16 protein-coding genes, 2 pseudogenes and 2 riboswitches are annotated in these 20,792 nt (G+C 41.9%); of the genes and pseudogenes, 12 read left to right on the top strand and 6 right to left on the bottom strand.

Going from position 1 to position 20,792, the window contains the following annotated elements; genetic code table 11:
- Positions 1–7 precede the first annotated feature (7 nt).
- Both HM131_RS21195 and HM131_RS17550 read left to right on the top strand, forming a co-directional pair.
- A complete protein-coding gene (locus HM131_RS21195; RefSeq protein WP_269749099.1) occupies positions 8–133 on the top strand; it encodes a hypothetical protein in 126 nt (41 codons plus the stop codon).
- Positions 134–365: 232 nt separating this feature from the next.
- Positions 366–1,136 (top strand): phosphatase PAP2 family protein, encoded by a 771-nt coding sequence (locus HM131_RS17550; RefSeq protein ID WP_085030989.1) that lies wholly within the window; start codon positions 366–368, stop codon positions 1,134–1,136.
- Between the two features lie 234 nt (positions 1,137–1,370).
- Here HM131_RS17550 and HM131_RS17545 read toward each other — a convergent pair.
- Positions 1,371–2,114 (bottom strand): annotated as a pseudogene (locus HM131_RS17545) (DUF5995 family protein).
- A 355-nt stretch (positions 2,115–2,469) separates the two neighbouring features.
- On the opposite strand from HM131_RS17545, the gene HM131_RS17535 reads away from it, so the two are divergent.
- The 5 genes and pseudogenes from HM131_RS17535 (at position 2,470) to HM131_RS17515 (ending at position 8,400) form a co-directional block, all read left to right on the top strand.
- On the top strand, positions 2,470–3,300 hold the full coding sequence (locus tag HM131_RS17535) for an Nmad3 family putative nucleotide modification protein (protein WP_085030986.1): 831 nt from the start codon (positions 2,470–2,472) through the stop codon (positions 3,298–3,300).
- Positions 3,301–3,531: 231 nt separating this feature from the next.
- The gene (locus HM131_RS17530; RefSeq protein WP_085030985.1) at positions 3,532–4,191 is read left to right on the top strand and encodes a GntR family transcriptional regulator; all 660 of its coding nucleotides are present in this window, start codon (positions 3,532–3,534) and stop codon (positions 4,189–4,191) included.
- 16 nt (positions 4,192–4,207) lie between these two features.
- Positions 4,208–5,566 (top strand): annotated as a pseudogene (gabT, locus tag HM131_RS17525) (4-aminobutyrate--2-oxoglutarate transaminase).
- Between the two features lie 14 nt (positions 5,567–5,580).
- Entirely contained in the window at positions 5,581–6,972 is a 1,392-nt protein-coding gene (locus tag HM131_RS17520) for an APC family permease (RefSeq protein ID WP_085030984.1), read from the top strand.
- 15 nt (positions 6,973–6,987) lie between these two features.
- Positions 6,988–8,400, top strand: a complete 1,413-nt coding sequence (locus HM131_RS17515; RefSeq protein ID WP_408607075.1) for an NAD-dependent succinate-semialdehyde dehydrogenase — start codon at positions 6,988–6,990, stop codon at positions 8,398–8,400.
- A 71-nt stretch (positions 8,401–8,471) separates the two neighbouring features.
- On the opposite strand, the gene HM131_RS17510 is transcribed toward HM131_RS17515, so the two are convergent.
- Together HM131_RS17510 and HM131_RS17505 are read right to left on the bottom strand one after the other, a co-directional pair.
- Positions 8,472–9,866 (bottom strand): hypothetical protein, encoded by a 1,395-nt coding sequence (locus HM131_RS17510; RefSeq protein ID WP_085030982.1) that lies wholly within the window; start codon positions 9,864–9,866, stop codon positions 8,472–8,474.
- 157 nt (positions 9,867–10,023) lie between these two features.
- The gene (locus tag HM131_RS17505; RefSeq protein WP_232324815.1) at positions 10,024–10,272 is read right to left on the bottom strand and encodes a YuzF family protein; all 249 of its coding nucleotides are present in this window, start codon (positions 10,270–10,272) and stop codon (positions 10,024–10,026) included.
- A gap of 174 nt (positions 10,273–10,446) precedes the next feature.
- Positions 10,447–10,550: riboswitch (purine riboswitch) on the top strand.
- 175 nt (positions 10,551–10,725) lie between these two features.
- On the opposite strand from HM131_RS17505, the gene HM131_RS17500 reads away from it, so the two are divergent.
- Together HM131_RS17500 and HM131_RS17495 are read left to right on the top strand one after the other, a co-directional pair.
- Positions 10,726–11,595: a 5'-methylthioadenosine/S-adenosylhomocysteine nucleosidase gene (locus HM131_RS17500; protein WP_085030981.1), complete on the top strand. Its 870-nt coding sequence runs from the start codon at positions 10,726–10,728 to the stop codon at positions 11,593–11,595.
- Between the two features lie 131 nt (positions 11,596–11,726).
- Positions 11,727–12,602 (top strand): AraC family transcriptional regulator, encoded by an 876-nt coding sequence (locus HM131_RS17495; RefSeq protein ID WP_085030980.1) that lies wholly within the window; start codon positions 11,727–11,729, stop codon positions 12,600–12,602.
- 121 nt (positions 12,603–12,723) lie between these two features.
- Here HM131_RS17495 and HM131_RS17490 read toward each other — a convergent pair whose 3' ends face one another.
- Together HM131_RS17490 and HM131_RS17485 are read right to left on the bottom strand one after the other, a co-directional pair.
- Positions 12,724–14,691, bottom strand: coding sequence for a hypothetical protein (locus HM131_RS17490; protein ID WP_085030979.1), 1,968 nt, complete (start codon positions 14,689–14,691; stop codon positions 12,724–12,726).
- Between the two features lie 32 nt (positions 14,692–14,723).
- Positions 14,724–15,983 carry an ATP-grasp domain-containing protein gene (locus HM131_RS17485; protein ID WP_085030978.1) on the bottom strand — a complete coding sequence of 420 codons (1,260 nt, stop codon included), beginning with the start codon at positions 15,981–15,983 and terminating at the stop codon, positions 14,724–14,726.
- A 229-nt stretch (positions 15,984–16,212) separates the two neighbouring features.
- Here HM131_RS17485 and HM131_RS17480 point away from each other — a divergent pair, with 229 nt between their 5' ends.
- From HM131_RS17480 to HM131_RS17470, 3 genes are all read left to right on the top strand, one after another.
- A complete protein-coding gene (locus HM131_RS17480; RefSeq protein ID WP_085030977.1) occupies positions 16,213–16,656 on the top strand; it encodes a YkvA family protein in 444 nt (147 codons plus the stop codon).
- A 128-nt stretch (positions 16,657–16,784) separates the two neighbouring features.
- Positions 16,785–17,780, top strand: coding sequence for a coiled-coil domain-containing protein (locus HM131_RS17475; RefSeq protein WP_085030976.1), 996 nt, complete (start codon positions 16,785–16,787; stop codon positions 17,778–17,780).
- Between the two features lie 86 nt (positions 17,781–17,866).
- Positions 17,867–20,077, top strand: coding sequence for a Z1 domain-containing protein (locus HM131_RS17470; RefSeq protein WP_085030975.1), 2,211 nt, complete (start codon positions 17,867–17,869; stop codon positions 20,075–20,077).
- Positions 20,078–20,142: 65 nt separating this feature from the next.
- Here HM131_RS17470 and HM131_RS17465 read toward each other — a convergent pair whose 3' ends face one another.
- Positions 20,143–20,406 carry a hypothetical protein gene (locus HM131_RS17465; RefSeq protein WP_085030974.1) on the bottom strand — a complete coding sequence of 88 codons (264 nt, stop codon included), beginning with the start codon at positions 20,404–20,406 and terminating at the stop codon, positions 20,143–20,145.
- Between the two features lie 270 nt (positions 20,407–20,676).
- Positions 20,677–20,788, top strand: a riboswitch (SAM riboswitch).
- The last annotated feature ends 4 nt before the right edge of the window (positions 20,789–20,792 follow it).

Raw genomic sequence — 20,792 nt, 5'->3', positions numbered from 1 at the left:
ATGAGTGATGAGTAAAAAATCAAAGTCTAAACGGAATATCCAAAAAGGCAGAGATGCTGTACAGCCTAGTACAGGAGAAGACAGAATCACGATTTCAAAAACGAGTAAACAAATAGACGAACGTATTGAATAATTGTAAAAGACGGAAAGCTGCCATACAGCTTTCCGTCTTTTCATTCTTCCTAAAATTTCTTTAAGTTCTTCTAGCCTGCAGTTTTGTTTCCGGTTCCTTGCTTAGGAAATCGCATAAAATTGACCGTTTTCACCATCGTCTTCCCAGTTGATAACCAATTTATGGATTGTTTCATAAGTGCATCGGAAGGGAAACAGTTAGCAAACAATAGCGTAGATAGAGGTGTATAGGTATGCTTTTTTCTGGAACAAAACTGTCGGATCTTTCTCCAACATCAGTCATCATCATTCTCCTTGGTTTTCTCTCTCTCGGAGGAAGCATTTATTATTTTATTGATCTGGCAGCAGGAGTTTTACAAGAGGAAAAATTCGCTATCGATCAACAAGCTTTTGATTTCGTAAGAGCCACATCTTTTGATGGTCTCGAACCGATACTTAAAGTGGTTACGCAAGCCGGGTCTGTCATATTGATTACGGTCGCTTCTCTAGCGCTCGCCGTATATTTATTATTCTTTTCTAAAATGAGCCGGTGGGTTGGTATTTATTTTATAGTAAGTATGGGTGGAATTAGTTCACTGACCGCCTTATTAAAATCTCAATTTGGAAGAGAACGACCAGAATTCTTAGGGGAATATCACGGAGCCACGTCAAGTTTTCCTAGTGGCCATGCGGCAGGGGCGTTTGTTTTCTACTTTTTTATCATTTATCTTGTCTTTATTAGTCAGCTAAGAACACAATGGAAGTGGATCATTAACATATCTTTAGCTCTGATTGCTCTGATTATCGGTATGACTAGAGTTTATATGGGCGTGCACTTCTTTACAGATGTTGCGGCAGGATTTCTGTTTGCTCTTGCGTGGCTGTTAATTTGTATCATCTCCCTTGAAGTTACTCTTTGGCACCAAAGAAGACGTCAGGAAGAGGGGCAAATGGACTACGAGAACAAAAATCAGCTAATTAAGAACGTGCCTGTATCTTCTCCTGATGGGAAGAAACTAGAATAGAAACTGTATTCGAATGAACTGAATTCGGGTATTAGGAAAAGAAGGTCTGTCAAACTCTGCTTCCGCAAAAGTGACAGACTTTTTTTCGGTGGAACGAGCGAAGGGTGGCTTTGTAGGATAACCTTGTATAGAAAGAGCAGGAGATAATTGAGTATAGGGTTGTGGTTGAAAGGCCGGAGTTATTTAATGTTGATTGAAAAATATACGCTTGGTTCCCAATTTAATGGTGCGAATTTAAAACCATCCCAACCGGCGAGTTAATGGCGCAAGCTTATTAATTAATCGGAATGTTCGAGAGTCGGCTATTTGTTTCGCGACTGTGCAAGCTTCTTGATCAATCCGTTCCTTATGAAACATCAATTCTTCATCATCAGACGCATCAAGAAGAATTTCCGTATTGTACCACACATTTGTCCGACAATTACTAAGAAAATAGGCCGAAAATGACTCGTCTTTTCGCCCCATTACAAAGTCGATAACTTTAAAAAGACGGGCGTAGTGATGAGTAAGTTCATCTTGAACTAAATCAACGAGATCAGTTAAAACATCGTTAATGCGTTCATGATCACGCCGCCGATGCAGCATGAGATGGGCGTCTGGCCAAATTTGATCTTCTGTTAATACCTTGTGCAAAACAATAGGAAGGTCTCTATTAATGTGAGCGTTGATTCCGAGTAAAGCATCCTGGAGGACAAAGCTGTTTTTTTGCGCTGCCATTTGGAAGGCAAGCGACCAGACTCATGGACAGGATTCTCCCGTCTCATAGGCCGTGCTTGCTTTGAAATAGTAGCGAGCAAATCCTACCAGTACACGTTCCATCCAAATAGGATCTTCAAAAAAACCGGATTCAAGCCGCCGTTGCATCTCTTGTGTCATTAAAAGGTAGACACGCTGAAAGATGGCTCGGTAATCCTCTTTCTTTTCAAGGTTTTGGATCCGCTGGGTCATTTTTCCTATCACTTCGTCAATGGTTTCCATCTGCTCAATAGGTTTACTGATCGTTTTCATTGAGTCCCTCCTTGAGTTGGAATAAGCAATAAGCGTTCTTCAACCGCAACAGAGGTGCTTGAGATAACACTTCCCTAAAAAAGAGATTCAGACATTGCTCTCCTGTGAAAACAATTGAATAGGAGATATACCTTTTATGTAAGGTTTCTCTGTTAGTTTTCGTAATCCTGCTGATCAATGGTGATTGTTTGCTTGCTGTTATAGAGAGGTCTGAATTCATTTACATAGGAATATTGGAATAATAAAGCTTTATTGTGAAATTAAACTCAATACTAAAAATGAATAACAGCTAATTCATAGGGAGGCGTTCAAAATAGCTAGAAAAGTGATTTTAAGCCGAAAAGGTTTTGATGGAAGTACAGGTGGAAAGCCTAGCCCAATTCTGGGTGATAGGCTAGCCACCTTTCACATTCCAAGAGCGGATACGGATATTTTTTATAAAAACCTCATGCTTACTGAAACGGAAAGCTACCTTGATATTATGAAAGATCTAGGAATTAATAGCTTCTCAGAGACGCACCTGGATCCCGATCTCGATTCCTCTATATGGAAGAACCGTGCGGAGGGGTGGAGAGGGGTATTCGGCCAAAGCGGTATTTCACAAGGGACACTGCATAATAGAAATGTAGGTCCTGGAGATCTGTTTCTGTTTTTTGGGTGGTTTAAGCAAGTTGATAAAATAGATGGAGTGTACAGATATGTTCCCGAGGCTCCTGACCTTCACGTCCTTTTTGGATATTTAGAGGTTAATCAGGTGATTGATGTGAATGCAGATATGGAGATTCCAAAGTGGGCGGAGTATCATCCCCACATCCAGGCTAGAGAAGAGTTGAAGAACAAGCGGAATGCCATTTATGTAGCGAACCGTAACTTTTCAAAGGACAGAAAAAAGCGTGGATGGGGGACATTCTCTTATAGAGATGAACTTGTTTTGACACAAGAAGGTGCAAAAAATCGTACTGAATGGAAAATCCCTCTCTGTTTTAAAGATGAGCAGACTAAATTTACCCACAACATCAAACGGTGGGAAGAGAAGGGGGATGGAATAAGCATGCAGACTTCCGGAAGAGGCGATCAAGAAATGTATGTAAGTGACAACAAGGATGTAGTCAATTGGGCAGAGAATCTAATATTGGATGGACTCATACGTTCTTAATCAAAGTATTAGTGAAAATTATAGAGGAGTTTCGAAATCGATCGTGCAAAAGCCGGGATATTTGTCCCGGCTTTTTATATTTTGTGGTAAAAAAACAACCATTTTGGTTCAGAATTTGTGTAATAATTACTAAATTCTGAAAATTGTGTAGATATAAGGGGAGCTTTACGTTATGATGTGAACAGATATAAATTGTATACAATTTTTGAATACAAAGTGGTGGGATGATAGATGTCGACAAAAAAAAGAAATGAAGAAATGGCCTATGAAAAGGTGAAGCGCGCAATAATGCTGAAACGATTGAACCCCGGTCAGAGGATAACGGAAGATTGGGTCAGTAAAGAATTAAATATGAGCAGAACTCCTATTCGCGCAGCTTTCAAACGATTAGAGAATGAAAAGCTGATAGAACTGGTACCAAATCGAGGGGCAGTTGTTCACAACCCTTCGAATAAAGAGCTAGAGGATGTTTTTAATCTACGGACAGTGCTTGAAACGTATGCGGCAGGCTTAGCTATCCCGAAATTAACAAATAAAGATTTGGAAGTTTTGAAAGATTTATTAGAACAAGAGGAGGCAGCTTACAGAAAAAAAGACTTTGAGGAGTTTATGAGAGTCAATGGATTGATCCACGCCTATCCAGCTAAAGTAGCGGATAATAAGTTTCTATTACATGAAATAGAAACACTGAATCAGTGGTCGGACTGTTATCTGATTTTGAGAGATGAATTTTACTCTACTCCAATAGATGAAGTCAAATCGATTCCTGAGCATAAAGAAATCGTCTTGAAACTTGAAGAAAGAGATACCAGTGGAGTGGAAGCAGCGATCCGTTCTCATATGTCCTCGACACTTAAAGATTTATCTCTGCGAACATCCATATTCAATTAAATAAAGGAGTGATTTTATGTCAAAGCATTCTAGTATTCAAACCAATCTGCCAGGACCGAAAGCAAGCGATTTACTTGAACGTCGCCACTAAGTTGTACCGGATGCGGTAAGTTATGGAATTCCAACATTTGCTGATAAAGCCGAGGGAGCAAGAATTACCGATGTGGATGGCAATACATTTATCGATTTTGCGGGTGCGATAGGGACCATCAATGTTGGGCATTGCCATCCTAAAGTGAAGGAAGCCTTGCACGACCAAGTGGAAAGGTTTATCCATACAGGTTTTAATGTCATGATGTACGAGCCTTATATTGAGTTGGCAGAGAAATTGGCGAATTTAGCACCAGGAGATCATGAGAAGAAAGTACTTTTGCAAAACAGCGGTGCCGAAGCCGTTGAAAACGCCGTTAAGATCGCTCGGAAGCATACAGGAAGGCAAGCTGTTGTAACTTTCGCCAATTCATTTCACGGCCGTACCCTTATGACGATGTCGATGACGAGTAAGGTAAAACCTTACAAATATGAATTTGGTCCGTTTGCACCAGAGGTTTATAAAGCACCTTTTCCTTATACATATCGTCGTCCTGAGGGGATGAGCGAAGAATCTTACATTAATTTTATGATTAAACAATTCAACGATTTTCTTTTAAAAGAGGTGGCAGCTGAAACGATTGCAGCTGTGTTTATGGAACCTGTCCAAGGAGAAGGCGGATTCATAGTCCCTGATAAGAGATTTGTACATGCAGTGAAAGAACTTTGTGAAAAGCACGGCATTTTATTTGTCGCAGATGAAATTCAAACTGGCTTTGGACGTACAGGCCGTTATTTCGCTTCTGAACTTTTTACTATCACCCCAGATTTAATTACCGTCTCTAAGTCTCTTGGGGCAGGAATGCCAATCAGCGGTGTAATCGGAAGAAAAGAAATTATGGATGCAGCAGGCGCGGGGGAGCTAGGCGGGACTTACAGTGGAAACCCGGTAGCCTGTCAAGCGGCTATAGCAGCTATCGACATTATTGAAAGTGAAAACTTAAATGAAAGAGCTGTCGAGATTGGAAAAATCGTTAAAGACACGTTCACTCAACTGGCTGAAAAGGTCGATTGTATAGGAGATGTGCGTGGATTAGGGGCAATGGTTGCCATTGAGATTGTAAGTGATCAAGAAAGTAAAAAACCAGCTAAAGCGATGGCAGGGGAAATGGTAGCTAAGGCTCAAAGAAATGGTTTACTCGTACTCGGTGCTGGCGTGTACGGAAATGTGATCCGTTTCTTAATGCCCCTTGTCATTACAGATGAAGAACTGGAAGAGGGGTTGGAAATTCTTAAAGAATCCATTAGTACCGTCTGGCAGGAAAATACTGAATATTCAATTTAGAATGGAGGATTTACATGGAGGATAGGAAATTAAAGAAGGTTTTATCATCGGTTGATTTGTTGGTTTTAGCTCTAGGAGCCATGCTTGGATGGGGATGGGTCGTCCTATCGGGCACATGGATTACATCTGCCGGCTCCATGGGTGCAGTTATTGCTTTCGTCATCGGAGGATTTCTGGTTGTTTGTGTAGGGTTGAATTATGCTGAACTGGCGTCTGCTATGCCAAAGGTGGGCGGAGAACATGAGTATGTCCACAGAGCCCTGGGGAAGAATTTTTCATTTGTTGCTTCCTGGGCCATTACACTCGGCTATGTTTCTGTTGCCACGTTTGAAGCGGTTGCCCTTCCGACTGTTATTGATTATCTGCTGCCTAACTACCAGGCTGGTTACTTATGGACTATTGCCGGCTGGGACGTACACTTGAATTGGGTTTTAATTGGGTCCGTGGGGGCCTTAATTATTACAGGAATTAACTATCTAGGATTAAAGCAGGCAGCAGTTTTACAGACTGTCTTTACATTGATGATTGTAGGAGTTGGACTACTATTAATATTTGGATCCGGCTTCCTTGGAGACACAGCGAACTTATCTCCTGCCTTCTCTGGAGGAATGGGTGGGATTATGACTGTGTTAGTGATGGTGCCGTTCCTATTTGTAGGTTTTGATGTCATTCCACAAGTGGCAGAAGAAGCAAACCTTCCAAGAAAATCTATAGGGAGATTTTTGATCATTTCAGTTGTAGGTGCTATCCTCTTTTATTTAGCTGTTGCTTTAGGAGTAGGGCTTGGATTAAGTCCGAGCCAACTTGCAAATTCTGAACTAGCTTCGGCGGACGCAATGGCCAGCCTATTTAACTCTGACGTTTTTGCACAAATTCTTATTCTTGGAGGGGTTGCGGGAATTATAACCAGTTGGAATTCTTTCATCATTGGCGGCAGCCGGGTTCTTTACGCCATGGCTAAATCTGGAATGCTACCTGCCTGGTTTGCGCGACTACATCCGAAATATCACACACCATCCAATGCGATTTTATTCATCGGCGTTCTTTCCATGCTCGCACCTTTACTTGGAAGGTCAGCGCTTGTATGGATTGTAGATGCAGGTGGACTAGGAATAGTTGTTGCTTATTTCTTTGTTGCCTTGTCATTTATTGTGTTAAGAAAAAAAGAACCGAAAATGGAAAGACCATTCCGGGCTGCTAAATCTCCAATATACGGCTACTTGGCCCTTGTTCTAAGTCTCGGCTTTATCGTTCTCTATTTGCCAGGCATGCCTGCAGCTCTTATTTGGCCGTACGAGTGGATTATGGTAGCAGGATGGGGATTAGTCGGAGCCTTCTTCTTTATTCAGATGAACAGGGGAGTTTATGAGAAAAAATCTACAACAGTTAAAGAGAAAGCTTTGTAGAAAGGACAGATGGAGATGAATCTTTATATCAATGGAAAGTCAACACGTACCAATCAAGTATTCGATGTTATAAATCCGTATAGTAAAGAAATTATAGATACCGTGCCAGATGCAGGGGAAGAAGAAGCGGAACTGGCGGTTGAAGCCGCTTCTGATGCTTTTCGTGATTGGAAAACAACCACAGCATACGAACGAGCAGGATTCCTCTGGCGTTGGCACGAGCTAATTAACCATCATAAACAAGAACTCGCAGAGCTTATGACTAAAGAACAAGGGAAACCTTTAAAAGAGGCATTAGGAGAAATTGAGTATGCCAATAGCTTTATTGCCTGGTATGCCGAGGAAGGTAAACGTGTGTATGGAGAGACAATTCCTGCCTCGAAGCCAGATAAGCGTATCCTTGTTCAGAAGCAGCCAATTGGTGTAATGGCAGCCATAACTCCGTGGAATTTCCCTGCAGCTATGATTACTCGAAAAGTTGGACCTGCACTTGCTGCAGGATGTACGGTTCTCATAAAACCTGCCGAACAGACACCTCTAACGGCGATACGATTAGTAGAACTCGCCCATGAAGCAGGGGCACCGAATGGGATTATCAATATTGTCACTGGAGATGCAGCAACTATTAGCAATGTCTGGTTGTCTGATTCTCGTGTAAGAAAACTCTCATTTACTGGATCTACAGAAGTAGGGAAACATTTAATGAAGAAGTCAGCGGATACAATGAAGCGGATATCACTTGAGCTAGGTGGACAGGCTCCATTTATTGTTCTAGAAGATGCTGACTTGGATAAAGCGGTTAAAGGAGCTATTGCTTCAAAATTTCGAAACGCAGGCCAGACCTGTATTTGTTCCAACAGGTTTTATGTCCATGAGTCCATTCTTGACTCCTTTACAGAAAAATTGAAAGACACGGTCGCTCAATTAAAGGTGGGAGATGGACTTGATTCAGAGACTGATATTGGTCCGCTTATTGACAAAGACGGGTTTGAAAAAGTCCAGAAGCATATCCAAGATGCTATTAATAACGGAGCAGAGCTAGTAACAGGCGGAACTGGGTCATCCGAAAATGGATACTTCATCGATCCGACAGTCCTAGTAAACACAAATGAGGGCATGCTCTGTATGCAAGAAGAAACATTTGGTCCTGTGCTGCCTGTTTCCTCTTTTACCGATGAAAAAGAGGCTATTAAAAGAGCTAACGATTCCTCTTTTGGATTAGCTGGTTATCTTTATACAGAGAACATCAGTAAGGCACTTCGATTAGCGGAAGAACTTGAATACGGCATCGTAGGATTGAATGATGGAGCTCCATCTACCGCTCAAGCCCCATTTGGTGGGTTTAAAGAGAGTGGACTTGGCAGAGAAGGCGGCCATTTTGGAATTGAAGAATACTTAGAAACGAAGTATATTTCCATCGGGCTTTAACTTAATCAAATAAATAAACCAATTAGAAGCCCTGAACCTCTCAGTGAAGAAGTTCAGGGCTTTCATTTTCACTATGCTCGTTTCACCATATCAATATACAGCTGCTTATAGGCATGATGTTCTTCTTCCATTCCTGTTTCGTGGTATAACTTTGCAAGCCACTGCACCGGCTGTGGATCTTCCACATACAGCTCCATATCCCAGCTCATGCATTCGATTGCTTTTTCTGGTTGGTGGAAAAAATAGAAGAGTTCACCGAGCCGCCGCTGCTGATTGGGATCCTCCGCAATCCGGTTCATTTCATCGATGTTTTCTATAAGGGGTTTCGCCTGCTGGAAATCCCTTAAAGGCCTAATCCATTTGCTCAGGTATGGAATTTCATGGTTGTTCAGGAGAGATGACACGGCTTCATGAAGAATTTCAGAGGCCTGTGGATCTTCAGACTCAAACAAGGCAAGAGTGAAGGTGCGCCATCCTTCAGGTGAAATTGACTGCTCAGAGATATCTTTTTTCTTTTCGATATCAAGGAGTGCTTTAGTTAGAGAGGGCTCCATGCTAATTTGGTGCTGGCCGATTAAGGAAATCGCCTCTTCCGGACGTTCCGATTTGACATAGGAATACAGCAAGTCTTGGATCAGAGGTTCTATTTCAACACCACGCTTATATAAATCTTTGAGAATCCCTAAACGTTTTTCCTCGTTAAAATGGTCGTCGATCAGTGCGACCAACACTTTATAATCTTCGCTTGTTTTAGTCTTGGTAAGATGTGTGATATGAATCCCGATCAAGTCGATCCATCTGGATTGACTTTTATAGAGAGCGGTTAATTGGTGAAAGGTAGTAGTTTGAAATCTATAAGGATATAAGTTTTTTTCTACGTAAATGGGGTCTTTGGCGAGCAGATTCTCATCGTTGTTTTTGTAACGTGAATCGTAGCGTGTGAAATCCAAGTTGCCTGAGAAAGTATCAACTAATGGGTGGTTAGGTGAAAAGTCTTTAAGTAAGTGGTAAATGCGGTAACAGGAGAACCATTTCCCGTCGCGGCGTTCTTTATAGAATAAAGTCTGGATGAAATGAGCCAGCTTTTCTTTTTTAATGAAAGATTCAAAATAGGTAGCGATCAAGGTTGTTTCTTGGGCATTGTATTGCGTCTGTAACTTTTTAAAGAGATCATTGAAATCTTGTTTCTTTACTTGGGGATTAGAGGAAAGGGTGGCATCAATCAAGGGATGTGGAGCAGGTAAGGTGATTCCTTTTTTTAAGGCATGGGTGACGTGCGAACGCTTCGTTACTTTTTTAGGTCGTACATAATTCAAATATTGATCATTATGAAAAAAGATATAGTAGCTCTGGCCGCTTTCGTCCTTCGCATCTATAATTTTGCATTGTTTGTAGATAGTCATTTGACTAACGTGGAGAGGCTGGACCTGTTGCTGATCTCTGACTGTAATCGTGGGTAATGGCATACATCTACCTCCTTTATATTATCTTTATTCTATCATGAGTAAGGGGAATAAAGATACAACGTTGAGGTTTCCACATATCTTGCTAGTCATGAGTGTATAAAAACTCACTATAAAATAAAAGCCTGCGCACATAAGGTGCACAGGATAAATGGTATGTTTAATCCGGCATAATGGTTACGATCTGCTGAATCCGAACAAAAAATGTAGTGTCCCCAACGTTCATAACGATGTGATCAGGCTGAACATCCGCAAGTACCCCTCGTACCGTATCTTTCGTCGTTTCCACAATCAGCGTTTTCCCAACGACGGATTTTAAGGTGTTGACGACAAAAGGATCTATAATCGTGGTGTATTGGATGTTCGTTGGCTGTTGCTGCATATCACGAGCTTGCTGGTAATAGTACATACTAAAATCCCTCCTGTTTCATTTCCTATACAATGTATGCATTCGTCTAGGTACTGTCTGGGCGGACGCTCAAGAGAGGATCTGTACTAAAAACGAACATTAAATAAAAAAATATAAATATAGTTCGTTTTTGGCGTTGAATCTGTTTTAGTTGTCTGCTATAGTAGCACAGTAATCAATTTAAATAATATTACTCGTATATTCTCGGAAATATGGTCTGAGCGTCTCTACCCGGTTCCCATGGAAAGAACTGGACTACGAGTTAAAGTATATGCTTGTTTGATTTTTGTCTTTTTTTGGCAGGGCTGTCTTTAATACTTTAATTTCGTAGGTCTAGAAGGGTAGATGTCCTTCGCTCTCTAGACCTTTTTCTATTGAGTAAAATAGTGCTCAAGGGGGATCGAAGACCACACCAGGATTGCACATTACATTATGATTAAAGGAGAATTTCTTATGAACAAGCAGCTTAGAAATGCAATGTTAGCTATTATTACTGTATTATTTTTATCAATTTTAGCTGGATGTAATTCCTCAGTACAGTCTGAATCCAATAAGTCAAAAGAGCAGCAGCCGATTTTGATTCAGGGGCCTATGCCGATAGAGGCTGAAAAGTTCGCAGATCGTTTAGAAAACGTGAAAGAAGAGAAGTCTGGAACGTTTGAATTTTACATAGGAACAGTCGATGATTATCCTGTGATCGTTGCAAAAACAGGTAAGGGTATGGAAAATACAGCAGCAGCGACGGCTGTAGCCATTGAAAAGTATGACCCTGCTGCCATCATCAATCAAGGAACATCTGGCGGTCATGATCCGGACCTTCATGTATTTGATATTGTTTTAGGAAAAAGAGTGACTAACATAGGGTCTTTAAAAACCTCCCATAAGGAAGATGGAGAAGGCATGGATCCGACCACGTGGATTCCAATGGATTTGATGGCGAACGAAGGAAGTGCTGGTGAAGATCCAGACGCTGAAAACATCCGCTACTTTAAAGGTAATGAAGACCTGCTTGCCGCCGCTAATGCCGTGAAAGATGAGTACACTAAAGGAGAGGTTGTAAAGGGTACGATCGGCTCGGCAGATGTCTGGAATAATGAAGTTGACCGTATCCAGTGGTTCCACGAGAAGTACGGAACTTCTGTTGAAGAGATGGAAGGGGCGGCAGGTGCTCAAATTGCGAAAGCTTATGATGTACCTTTCCTTGGCATTCGCATCCTTTCTAATAACAAAGTAAATGGTGGAGAGTACAATCCGAATACGGCGGAAGCCAATCAGGAGTATGTTTATAAAGTTGTGAAGGAATACATCTCTACAATAGAGTAAGTATATAGGTGAACGAAAGAGGCGCAATTTATATACGCGCCTCTTTTTTATAACCCTGCAGGACCGCGCAGAGAACGTCGGGTATCTATGTTCTGTTCCTGCTATCTTTAAATTGAAAGGAGGTCATTCCAATGGATTCGCTTAAAAGTATGAACGAAGCTCTACGTTTTATCGAAAAAAATCTTGATGAGGAAATCTACTACAAGGAAGTAGCAAAGCGTGCCTTATGCTCTCCATATCATTTCCAGCGAATGTTTTCTTTTCTTGCTGGTGTGACGTTAGGTGAATACATTCGGTGCAGGCGGCTTACTTGCGCTGCCCAGGAGTTAAGGGGCAGAGATGTAAAAGTGATTGATATTGCTGTAAAATACGGATACCGTTCTCCAGATGCTTTTACAAGAGCGTTCAAGGCATTTCATGGGCTTACACCTTCCGAGGCAAGAGGAAACGGCCATTACCTAAAAGCTTATCCAAAAATGACCTTCCAATTAAAGATTGATGGAGGTACAGAAATGAATTACCGAATCGAAGAAAAAACAGCATTTAGAATTGTAGGATTAAAGAAGAGGGTTCCGATCGTTTTTAAAGGAGTGAATCCTGAAATTGACGCTATGTGGCAAAGCTTAGATAGCGAGAAAATTTCTTATTTGAAGAAGCTATCAAACGTAGAACCTTCCGGATTGATCAGTGCATCCGCAAATTTTTCAGAAGGGAGAATGGAAGAAAAAGGGGAGCTGGATCATTATATCGGTGCTGCTACTACGAAGGAATGTCCGAAAGGTTACTCCAATCTTGAAGTGCCTGCATTAATGTGGGCCGTTTTTGAATCGGTTGGGCATTTTCCTGAAACACTTCAGGATGTGTGGGGGCGCGTCTATTCAGAGTGGTTCCCATCTTCAATTTTTGAACAGACAGAAGGACCAGAAATTCTCTGGAATGAAGGGAAAGATACCGATTCTCCAAATTTCAGAAGTGAGATCTGGATTCCTGTCGTGAAAAAGAATTAGAGTACTAATAAACGCCGGCTATTTCGTACAGCCGGCGAATTTGTCATTCCTCATGCATTTCATTGTAATGAAAGCAAAGCTCAAAAAAAGCCAGACCTTTAAAAGGCCTGGCGTTCTAGCATTATACCCAAGTGTAATCGCGTCCCCAGCTTTCCTTCGCTAGCTGAGCCACTTGAGTGACGACTTCCTGTTCAACGGCATAAGCATCTCCCTGTTCATAAGGATTGTAGTGGAAGGCATAAAGCCTTGATACAAACTCATGGAACGGAAGAGAGCTTTCACCTTCAATCTCACCATTGCCTGCGACGCTTGGTTCGATTTCCTGCCCCCAGTTCTGAGAGCCATCATTATTTGGATTGTAAAAGTAAACCCGATACTCGCCGTTTAAATCTTTTGTAATCCTCGTAATCGACACGGCATGCAGACCAAGAAGCTTCCCGTGCACATTTGTAATGAAAATACCGACAGGGTTCGGATAGATTAATTCGTATTCATCGTTGTATTCCGGATGGTGGGTGGCATAAAACAGCTTTACAAAACCGGTATAGTCAACCACATATCCTGTGACCGGATCGAACACGGAGCTGAATCCTTTTTGTACCCAATTCCCATAAAAGGCAGGATTAACCCAGCGATGTCCGTCTTCGCCTCGTAAAGCGACACGTGACATCATCTCACTGTAAATTCGGTCAAGGTGAGGAACGAGAACGAGCGAAACAGGGTCAAGCTCTTTATCCAAATCAGGGGCCAGTCCACCGCTTAAGTCTTTCGAGTGAATCTGGGCACCCTCGAACGTAAAATCAAGGTCTCCATCACGAGCTGCACGCGGAATAATTTCGAGTAAAAATCCTGGTGCGTGCTGCGCCCAAAGGCTGATGCCGCGGGCAGCTTGACATGTTGGGTTGAACCCTTGTCCAATGCCAAGCGGCTGACCAAGAACTTGAAGAGTACCAGCGACAAGGATGCTGTTGGCTGTGACACCTTCACCTGTTGAGGTCGTTTGATACAACGCGTTACGTACATCCGGACGAATATCGAGTTCAACGAGTCGTCTTAATCCAGGTGCAACTGGTGAATGGGACAGTACACCGCGCTCAAGCATGAGGGACAACCCGTATACTGCCTGTCTTGTCCCCGGGAAGATCGCGGCTTTTATCAATTGAATGACAAGCTCGCTGTTTTCCTCGAGGTTCGCACTTCCTTTACTGTTCAGATTCAACACATAAGTCAGCAGACCCGGCATCCGCTTACATATAAAACGAGTCAACGTGGCATGATGGGGAGCAACTAGGCCGGTCTCCCGCATTGATTTAGCTAAAGCTACACTTTCTGAGATCAGCTCGGATCTTGTCAAAGATTTCAGATTGGCCCGGTAGGCATGCAGGTCTTTAAACTTGCTGCTCATTGGAGAAGGTCCCTCGATAGCGGAAATGTATTTTTTCAGCTCAGCCACATCTTTCTCATCGGCTTCGGTTTCTTTATCAAGCATCTCTTTCGCCATGTTGATCATTGAAAGGGTGCGCTTCACCATAATCGGGCGCTGTGCAGTTAGCCGTTCGATTTCCATAATCAAGGTTCTGATCAGGGCAGTAGAGGATAGACGGCTTGCTAAAAATTGAAATAGCTTCCTGGCACGTTCATCATTTTCATTTTTTTCAATCCTCGCACTCTCTGTTGCATTCGGAAACAGAATATCCAAATTTAATACCATCACTTCATTTAAAAATTCTTCTGCCATATTCGCTGTTAAATTAGGGTGGCTGTATTTGGATTCAGCAATGGAAAGCATGCGCAGTTCACTGAGCACTTCAATGATCATTGGCAGACCTTTGGCTTTTAAGGAACCTGCAACGAGAGGAGGCTGTAATTTATCAGCAGATTCCCAGGGCCCGTCCTGAAAAACGCCGCTTTCCTCAAAACGATGTGCATGCTGATAGAGGTATTCTAATCCATCTTCGGCATCGATGAGGCGGTTTGCCTCTTGATACACATCCGTCTGATACTTCGGTTTTACGAATGATTGTGCTTTGTTTAATTCTTCCAAGGCATGGGCGAATCGTTCAACAATGACACCGGTAGGTTGAGGCATATGTCCTCTCCTTTCTATTTGAAACGCCTAGCTTAAACGTAGAAATCGTGTTCTTCATATTCTTTCAGCAAGTCTCTCATGACTTCGCTGTCTCTTCCATAAAAGAAAATCGTTCCGTAATGGTTTCCAAAACCAACGCGCTCGGCCACTTTACCTTGAGGAGGGGTAAACATATCGTGTTTTTCAAAATAAGGATTTTCTTCAAGCTGTTCAGGGATTGTGAGGTCTTCAACAAAATCTTTGTTTGGATGCACCATTAGGCAGCCAGCGTACCCTTCGTAGCTATATGGGTCCGGGAAGAATTCGTTAAGTTCTTCTTCCGTTGTATTCGGATCACTGCAGAGGATTTGTGCTTCGTACGCACTGAATCCATAAGCACGTTCGATCAGTTCGAAAATATGGCCTCCAGGTACACGGGCAGCGACTTCACCGAAGTGAAGCGTTCCGTCATGGGTGATAAAGTATTCTGGGTGGATGACACCATATTCAATTTCGAAGGCATCCACGAGCTGCTGGACCGCTTTTTCAATGAGAGGGCGTTTTTCTTCTAGTGAAGGAGAAGCGGGCACAAAATTTGAATAGCCTAAGCGAATGTACTCCGTAATATTCAAAAAGCGAACTTTACCCTTATGGATAAATGCTTCCACAGAAAACTCCTGTCCATCCAGGTGGCTTTCCATCAATAGTGGAAAGTCTGCATCCGTAATTTGTTCGATTTCTTCTTCCGTATATATAGCCAAATGACCTACAGATCCCGCTTTATCAAGCGGTTTTACGTGTATCGGATCATAATGATCGCCTTCAAGTTTCAGTAATGCTTCATTCACTCGTTTTAAGAATCGCTTCACATCGTCTTTGTCGTGTGCTTCTTCAAAAACACCAACTTTGATGCCGGAAATCTGTGCTTTCCGTTTCATCATCCCTTTATCTCTCAGCAAAAGAGAGCGGTTGAACACACGCGGCTCTTCACGGAATCTGGCATTCAGGGCACCTGCCCATTCTACACATTCTTCATATAAAGGTACGGCAACTTCTGCACCGATCTCACGCAGCTGATTGTAAAGGTGATCAGAGCTTTCATTGAGCTTGTTGAAATCCCACCCGACAAAAGGAATCTCGTGCTTTTCTGCATAAGATTCGAATTCTGGAGGGCCTACGACGACAAATGGACGGTTCATGCGAGCAGCCGCTTCAATGGCCTGGACACTCCATCCGATTAAAGCGGTGTAGTAAGGTTTTGTTTTTTCATCCTCATCTACCATTGCATTCAATTCAAGTTGATCAAGTTCCATTTAACATTCTCTCCTTTTCATCGATGAATTGTGAAACAAGGAAACTATTGGTGAATCATGTAACTCTATTAATTTAAAACTACCAAAATATCGAAAAAACTGTAAGCTAAATCCTAAGCTTTCGACAAGAATTTACAAAACTAGTGGATATTTTTGTGGATTGAATGGTGGCGGCGTGGGGGAATACATTCCCTACGAAAGGGAACAGTAGCCATAGAGGAGGGGTAAAATGGAAAAAGAGAAAACCTATCAAGATAAATTAAAGAAATTAAATCCTAAAAAAGCAATAGAACAGAGCAGAAAATACTTTTCTGAAAAAGCGTACGGAGATAAATTGCTAGATTATGGCAGCCGAATTGGAACGAAAATTGTCTATTACAGCTTATTGCTCTATTATGCTTTCAAAAGTCCAGCCACTCCTAAGAAAGCGAAACTTACGATCGCAGGTGCGCTCGGCTATTTGATTTTACCCGTTGATCTCATACCTGATTTTATTCCTGTTGTCGGTTTCACGGATGACAGCGCAGTTATTATTTATGCCGTGTACCAGGTGTTGTCGCATATTGATGATGAAGTAAAGGGACAGGCGAAGGCGAGGTTGAAAAAGCTGTTTGGAGATGCCGTCAGTTTGGATGAGCTCGAAGACCCAACGGAGAATAGTGATAATAAATAAGAACATTTCATATGATTAAGGGAGGGTTCTGTCCTCTCTTTTATTTATGTTTGATTATTGTTTAAGGCTATCCACAATGTACATAGGGTGATAGCTAGCAGAAGGAGATTAGACAGGAGGTTAGCAAGATGAAGCGTGATCCGATTCAACTTCAGCAGAGGGTCATCTACTACAAGGCTGAACTCGACAAATACAAAAAGAAAGTGCAGGATTATCAAGATAATTACCATTACTCCCAACTTGAACAGTTAAAAAATGAGAATCAGCAATTGTTAAAAGAAAGAGAAGACGAGGAAGAAAAAAGCCGTATAGAAAACAGAGATCTTACAAAACGAGTGGAAGGGCTTGAACAGCAAGTTTCTGTTTATGAAGAGCAAGAGGCACGGTTGAAGGAAGAACTTTCCGCCTTAGATAAAGATTATGAACGATTACAGCTAGAAAACAACGAACTTTCCCAAATTAAGGAAAGATATGAGGGAGAGTTGAAAGTCAATCAAGAACGGCTGCAGGAGCTGCGGAATAATTTAGCTTTTCTGCAGGATAGTTACATGAATGTACAAAGGAAATTCAAAGCTGAGCAAAAACTAAAGCAGGAAGCAGTTGAGACTGCAGATGAATACCTAAAGGCTCTCGAAATTGAAAGAGAAGAGGCGGAAAAGAAGCAAATCGCAAACAAACGGGAAATAGAAGAGTATCAGGGGCTTCTGGAAGCATGGGAAGAAAAGGAGAAAGGTTTAGTAGAATCATTAGAATCGTTAAAATTAGAGCATTATAATTTGAAGCAAGAAAAAGCACGTGAAATTAAAGAGTTATATGCTCAAAAGGAAAATTTAGAAGAGCAAAACCACAGAATGAACGTGACTATCAAAGCTTTGCACAACGATATTCAATCGCTTCAAGAAACGAATAAGAACTTGGAGAACCAGCTGGCAGAGGGAGATGAAGAGGAAAACAAATTATTAGAACAACTCGATGAGAAGGTCAAACGTCTGCTAGGAGAATCGTTGGAATATGAAGAAGAGATGGATTCAAAAATTGAACTCATCCATTCGTTAGAAGATAAATTAAAAGTTCTCTCAGAAGAAATCGAAGAAATGGAACAAGCGATGCAAGAGGAGGAATGAGACCAAATCATTATGATTTGGTCTTTTTGCTTTTTATCGATAGAATAGTCTTTCGGAGATTTAATAGGTTACAAGGAGAGAACCCAATGAAAACGCTAGAAACAGTCCAAACGCAAGGGCGTTTTTTTCAACATTTACAATATAAAAATGAATACACAGAAGAATCAAAGGAATGTATAATCCTAACAGCAGCTCAACTTATGGATAAAAAGACCTCTGAAAACAGGCCGGGTATGCTGCTTGGTAAGATACAGTCAGGGAAGACAAGAACTTTCATCGGGGTAATGGGACTCGCTTATGACAACGGCTTTGATGCTGTAATTATTCTTACGCAAGGGACAAATGCGCTTGTAAAGCAGACCTATGCGCGCCTGGAGGAAGAGTTTGCCGAGCAGATTGCAGAAGATAAACTGCGAGTGTACGACATTATGTCAATGCCGGAACGCCTTCGAAAGTATGAGCTGTCTCAAAAGCTTGCTTTTATTGTGAAAAAAGAGACCCATAACCTTGATCGACTTCGCGAAGCACTAGTGGACCAGTATCCTTCTCTATCAAATAAAAAGATCTTGTTTATCGACGACGAGGCAGATTTTGCGAGTGTCGCCTATGAGTACAAGCGCGAGCAAAATATTACAAAGATGAGAGTGATCGCATCAAAAATCAATGAATTAAGAAGCAGATTACAGGAGTCCGCTTTTCTGCAGGTAACAGCGACTCCGTACTCCCTGTATTTACAGCCAGAGGATATGACCATTCATGAGGGGAAAGTATTTGAGCCGATACGTCCTTCTTTCACAGAGCTAGTGCCTGTCCATGATCAGTATATCGGGGGCGATATGTACTTTGAGAAGTCGCAGATCGACGGGCATCTTGCTTCGTATCTCTACCATGAAGTGGATGAAAAAGAACTTCAAGTCATGAAGAAAATGGATGGACGGCGGGTGAAAATGGACAAGCTCTTGACGCAGAAAAACATTGCAAACATCCGAAGAGCCATCGTTAATTTTATTGTAGGAAGCTGTATCCGACGCTGGCAGCAACGGCAATTGGGAACGAAGCAACAAAAGTATTCTTTTATTATTCATACCGAACGAGGGAAAAACGCGCATGCGTGGCAAGGAGAACTCATCCGCAGTTTTGAAGATTTGTTAATGGAGGGGGCGAATGAAGAGACGGATGTATTTCAAACGTTGGTCCAACAGTCTTATCAAGACCTGATCCGTTCTGTAAAAACTCTGAATAAAGCACCTGCGCCTTCTTACCTTCAAGTCTATCAAGAAGTGAAGCTAGCCCTAGAGGAAGAATATATCGTCAGTTCCATCGTTAATTCGGAAAAAGACGTCAATGAGATGCTGGACTACAGTGGACAGCTGCATCTTCGTGCCCCAATGAACATTTTCATCGGCGGACAAATCCTCGATCGGGGAGTAACGATTCATAATTTGATTGGATTTTTTTATGGAAGAAATCCAAAGTCTTTCCAACAGGACACTGTGCTTCAGCATTCTCGGATGTACGGAGCCCGCCTGCTTGAAGACCTTGCTGTCACGCGCTTTTACACAACACAAAGAATTTATTCAATAATGGAACGAATCCACGAATTTGACGCAGGACTTAGACACGCCTTTGAACGAGGCGGACATGAGTGTGGGGTTGTGTTTATCCAGAAGGATTTGAATTCAACCATTTTGCCATGCAGTCCGAATAAGATTCTATTATCGAGTCTGACTATGCTTAAACCTCATAAGCGTCTGCTACCGGTTGGTTTTCAAACCGGGTACAAAACCCACATTCAGAAAACAGTCCGCTACATCGACCGCTTGATTGAAAATGAAGTAAAAAATGCCCTCTATCACGAAGAAGGTGCTTACTTGATCCCTGTTGAAAAGGCGAAAGAAATGATCACTTTTGTTCATAAGACGTTTGAGATGGAAGAAGGTCGAGAGTTCAACCAGGACGAGTATCATAGCGTGCTCGATTATTTGAGCACAGAAGCAAAATCAGGGGCATACGTGTGGCTAATTACAAGAACAAGACGTGAAATCCAGCGTTTTAAGAAGGATGGGACGTTTGAGAATTCTCCAGATACACCAGGGAAAGGTAAAGGGGAGCTTGCCATCGCCAGAAGACAAGCCAAGGACCATCCGGCTTTGATTATGCTCAGGCAGGAAGGAAAGAAAGAACATGGCTGGAGAGGTGCTGAATTTTGGTGGCCGGTGGTTGTTGCCCAGTCTGAAACAACGCCGACGGTTTTTGCAAAAAAAAACGATAAAATAAGTAAGACGGCAGCCAAATAAATGGCTGCCGTCTTTGTTTGACTCTTGTAGTGGAGTCTTTAAAGGTACGTGACGTGCACTATTGTTTAGGCGTATTGCTTAAGCATTTTGTACATACGCTGACCTTCATCATTCAGGACATGGCCATTACCGCGACATTTCGTGCATTCTTTCGTGTAGCTCGTTTCTTCAACGGCCATTTTCCACGCTGCTATTTCATTGGCATGATTGACACGCTGATAGTGATCTCCAAGCATGTTGGCTTTATGATCATCATATTCTTCATATTTTCCAGTTCCGTGACATAGAGGACAGACGTTGTATAGCTTACTCACTGTTTTGGTTTGCATCACGAACACTTCCTTGTTAGTTGATATTTATAAATTATGATTGATTTTACGGAATATTCAGACGGATTGCAAGAAGTTCATAGGCTTTTTTTTGATATAAAAAAGAAAAAAAGTCACAGTCCTAGATTTCACAAGGGATGAGTGAAATTGTTAAGAATCTGTGAACAAAACTAAGTCGTCATTCATTTCTAAATTCACTGAAAATAACCATTGACAGTCGACGGGTATGGATTCTATAATTTCTAGCAAGACAAAAATAGAATGATGATTCTCTTATTTTGAGAGGCGGAGGGACTAGGCCCTGTGATGCCCGGCAACCTTTCAAGCTTTTGTTTGAAAAAGGTGCCAATTCCTACAGATGGATCCATCTGGCAGATAAGAGGAAG

The sequence above is a fragment of the Halobacillus mangrovi genome, assembly GCF_002097535.1.
In the GTDB taxonomy this organism is placed as follows: Bacteria; Bacillota; Bacilli; order Bacillales; family Halobacillaceae; genus Halobacillus; species Halobacillus mangrovi_A.
Note: the sequence above shows the minus strand (reverse complement) of the source record. Positions and strands in the feature narration are given on the sequence as shown.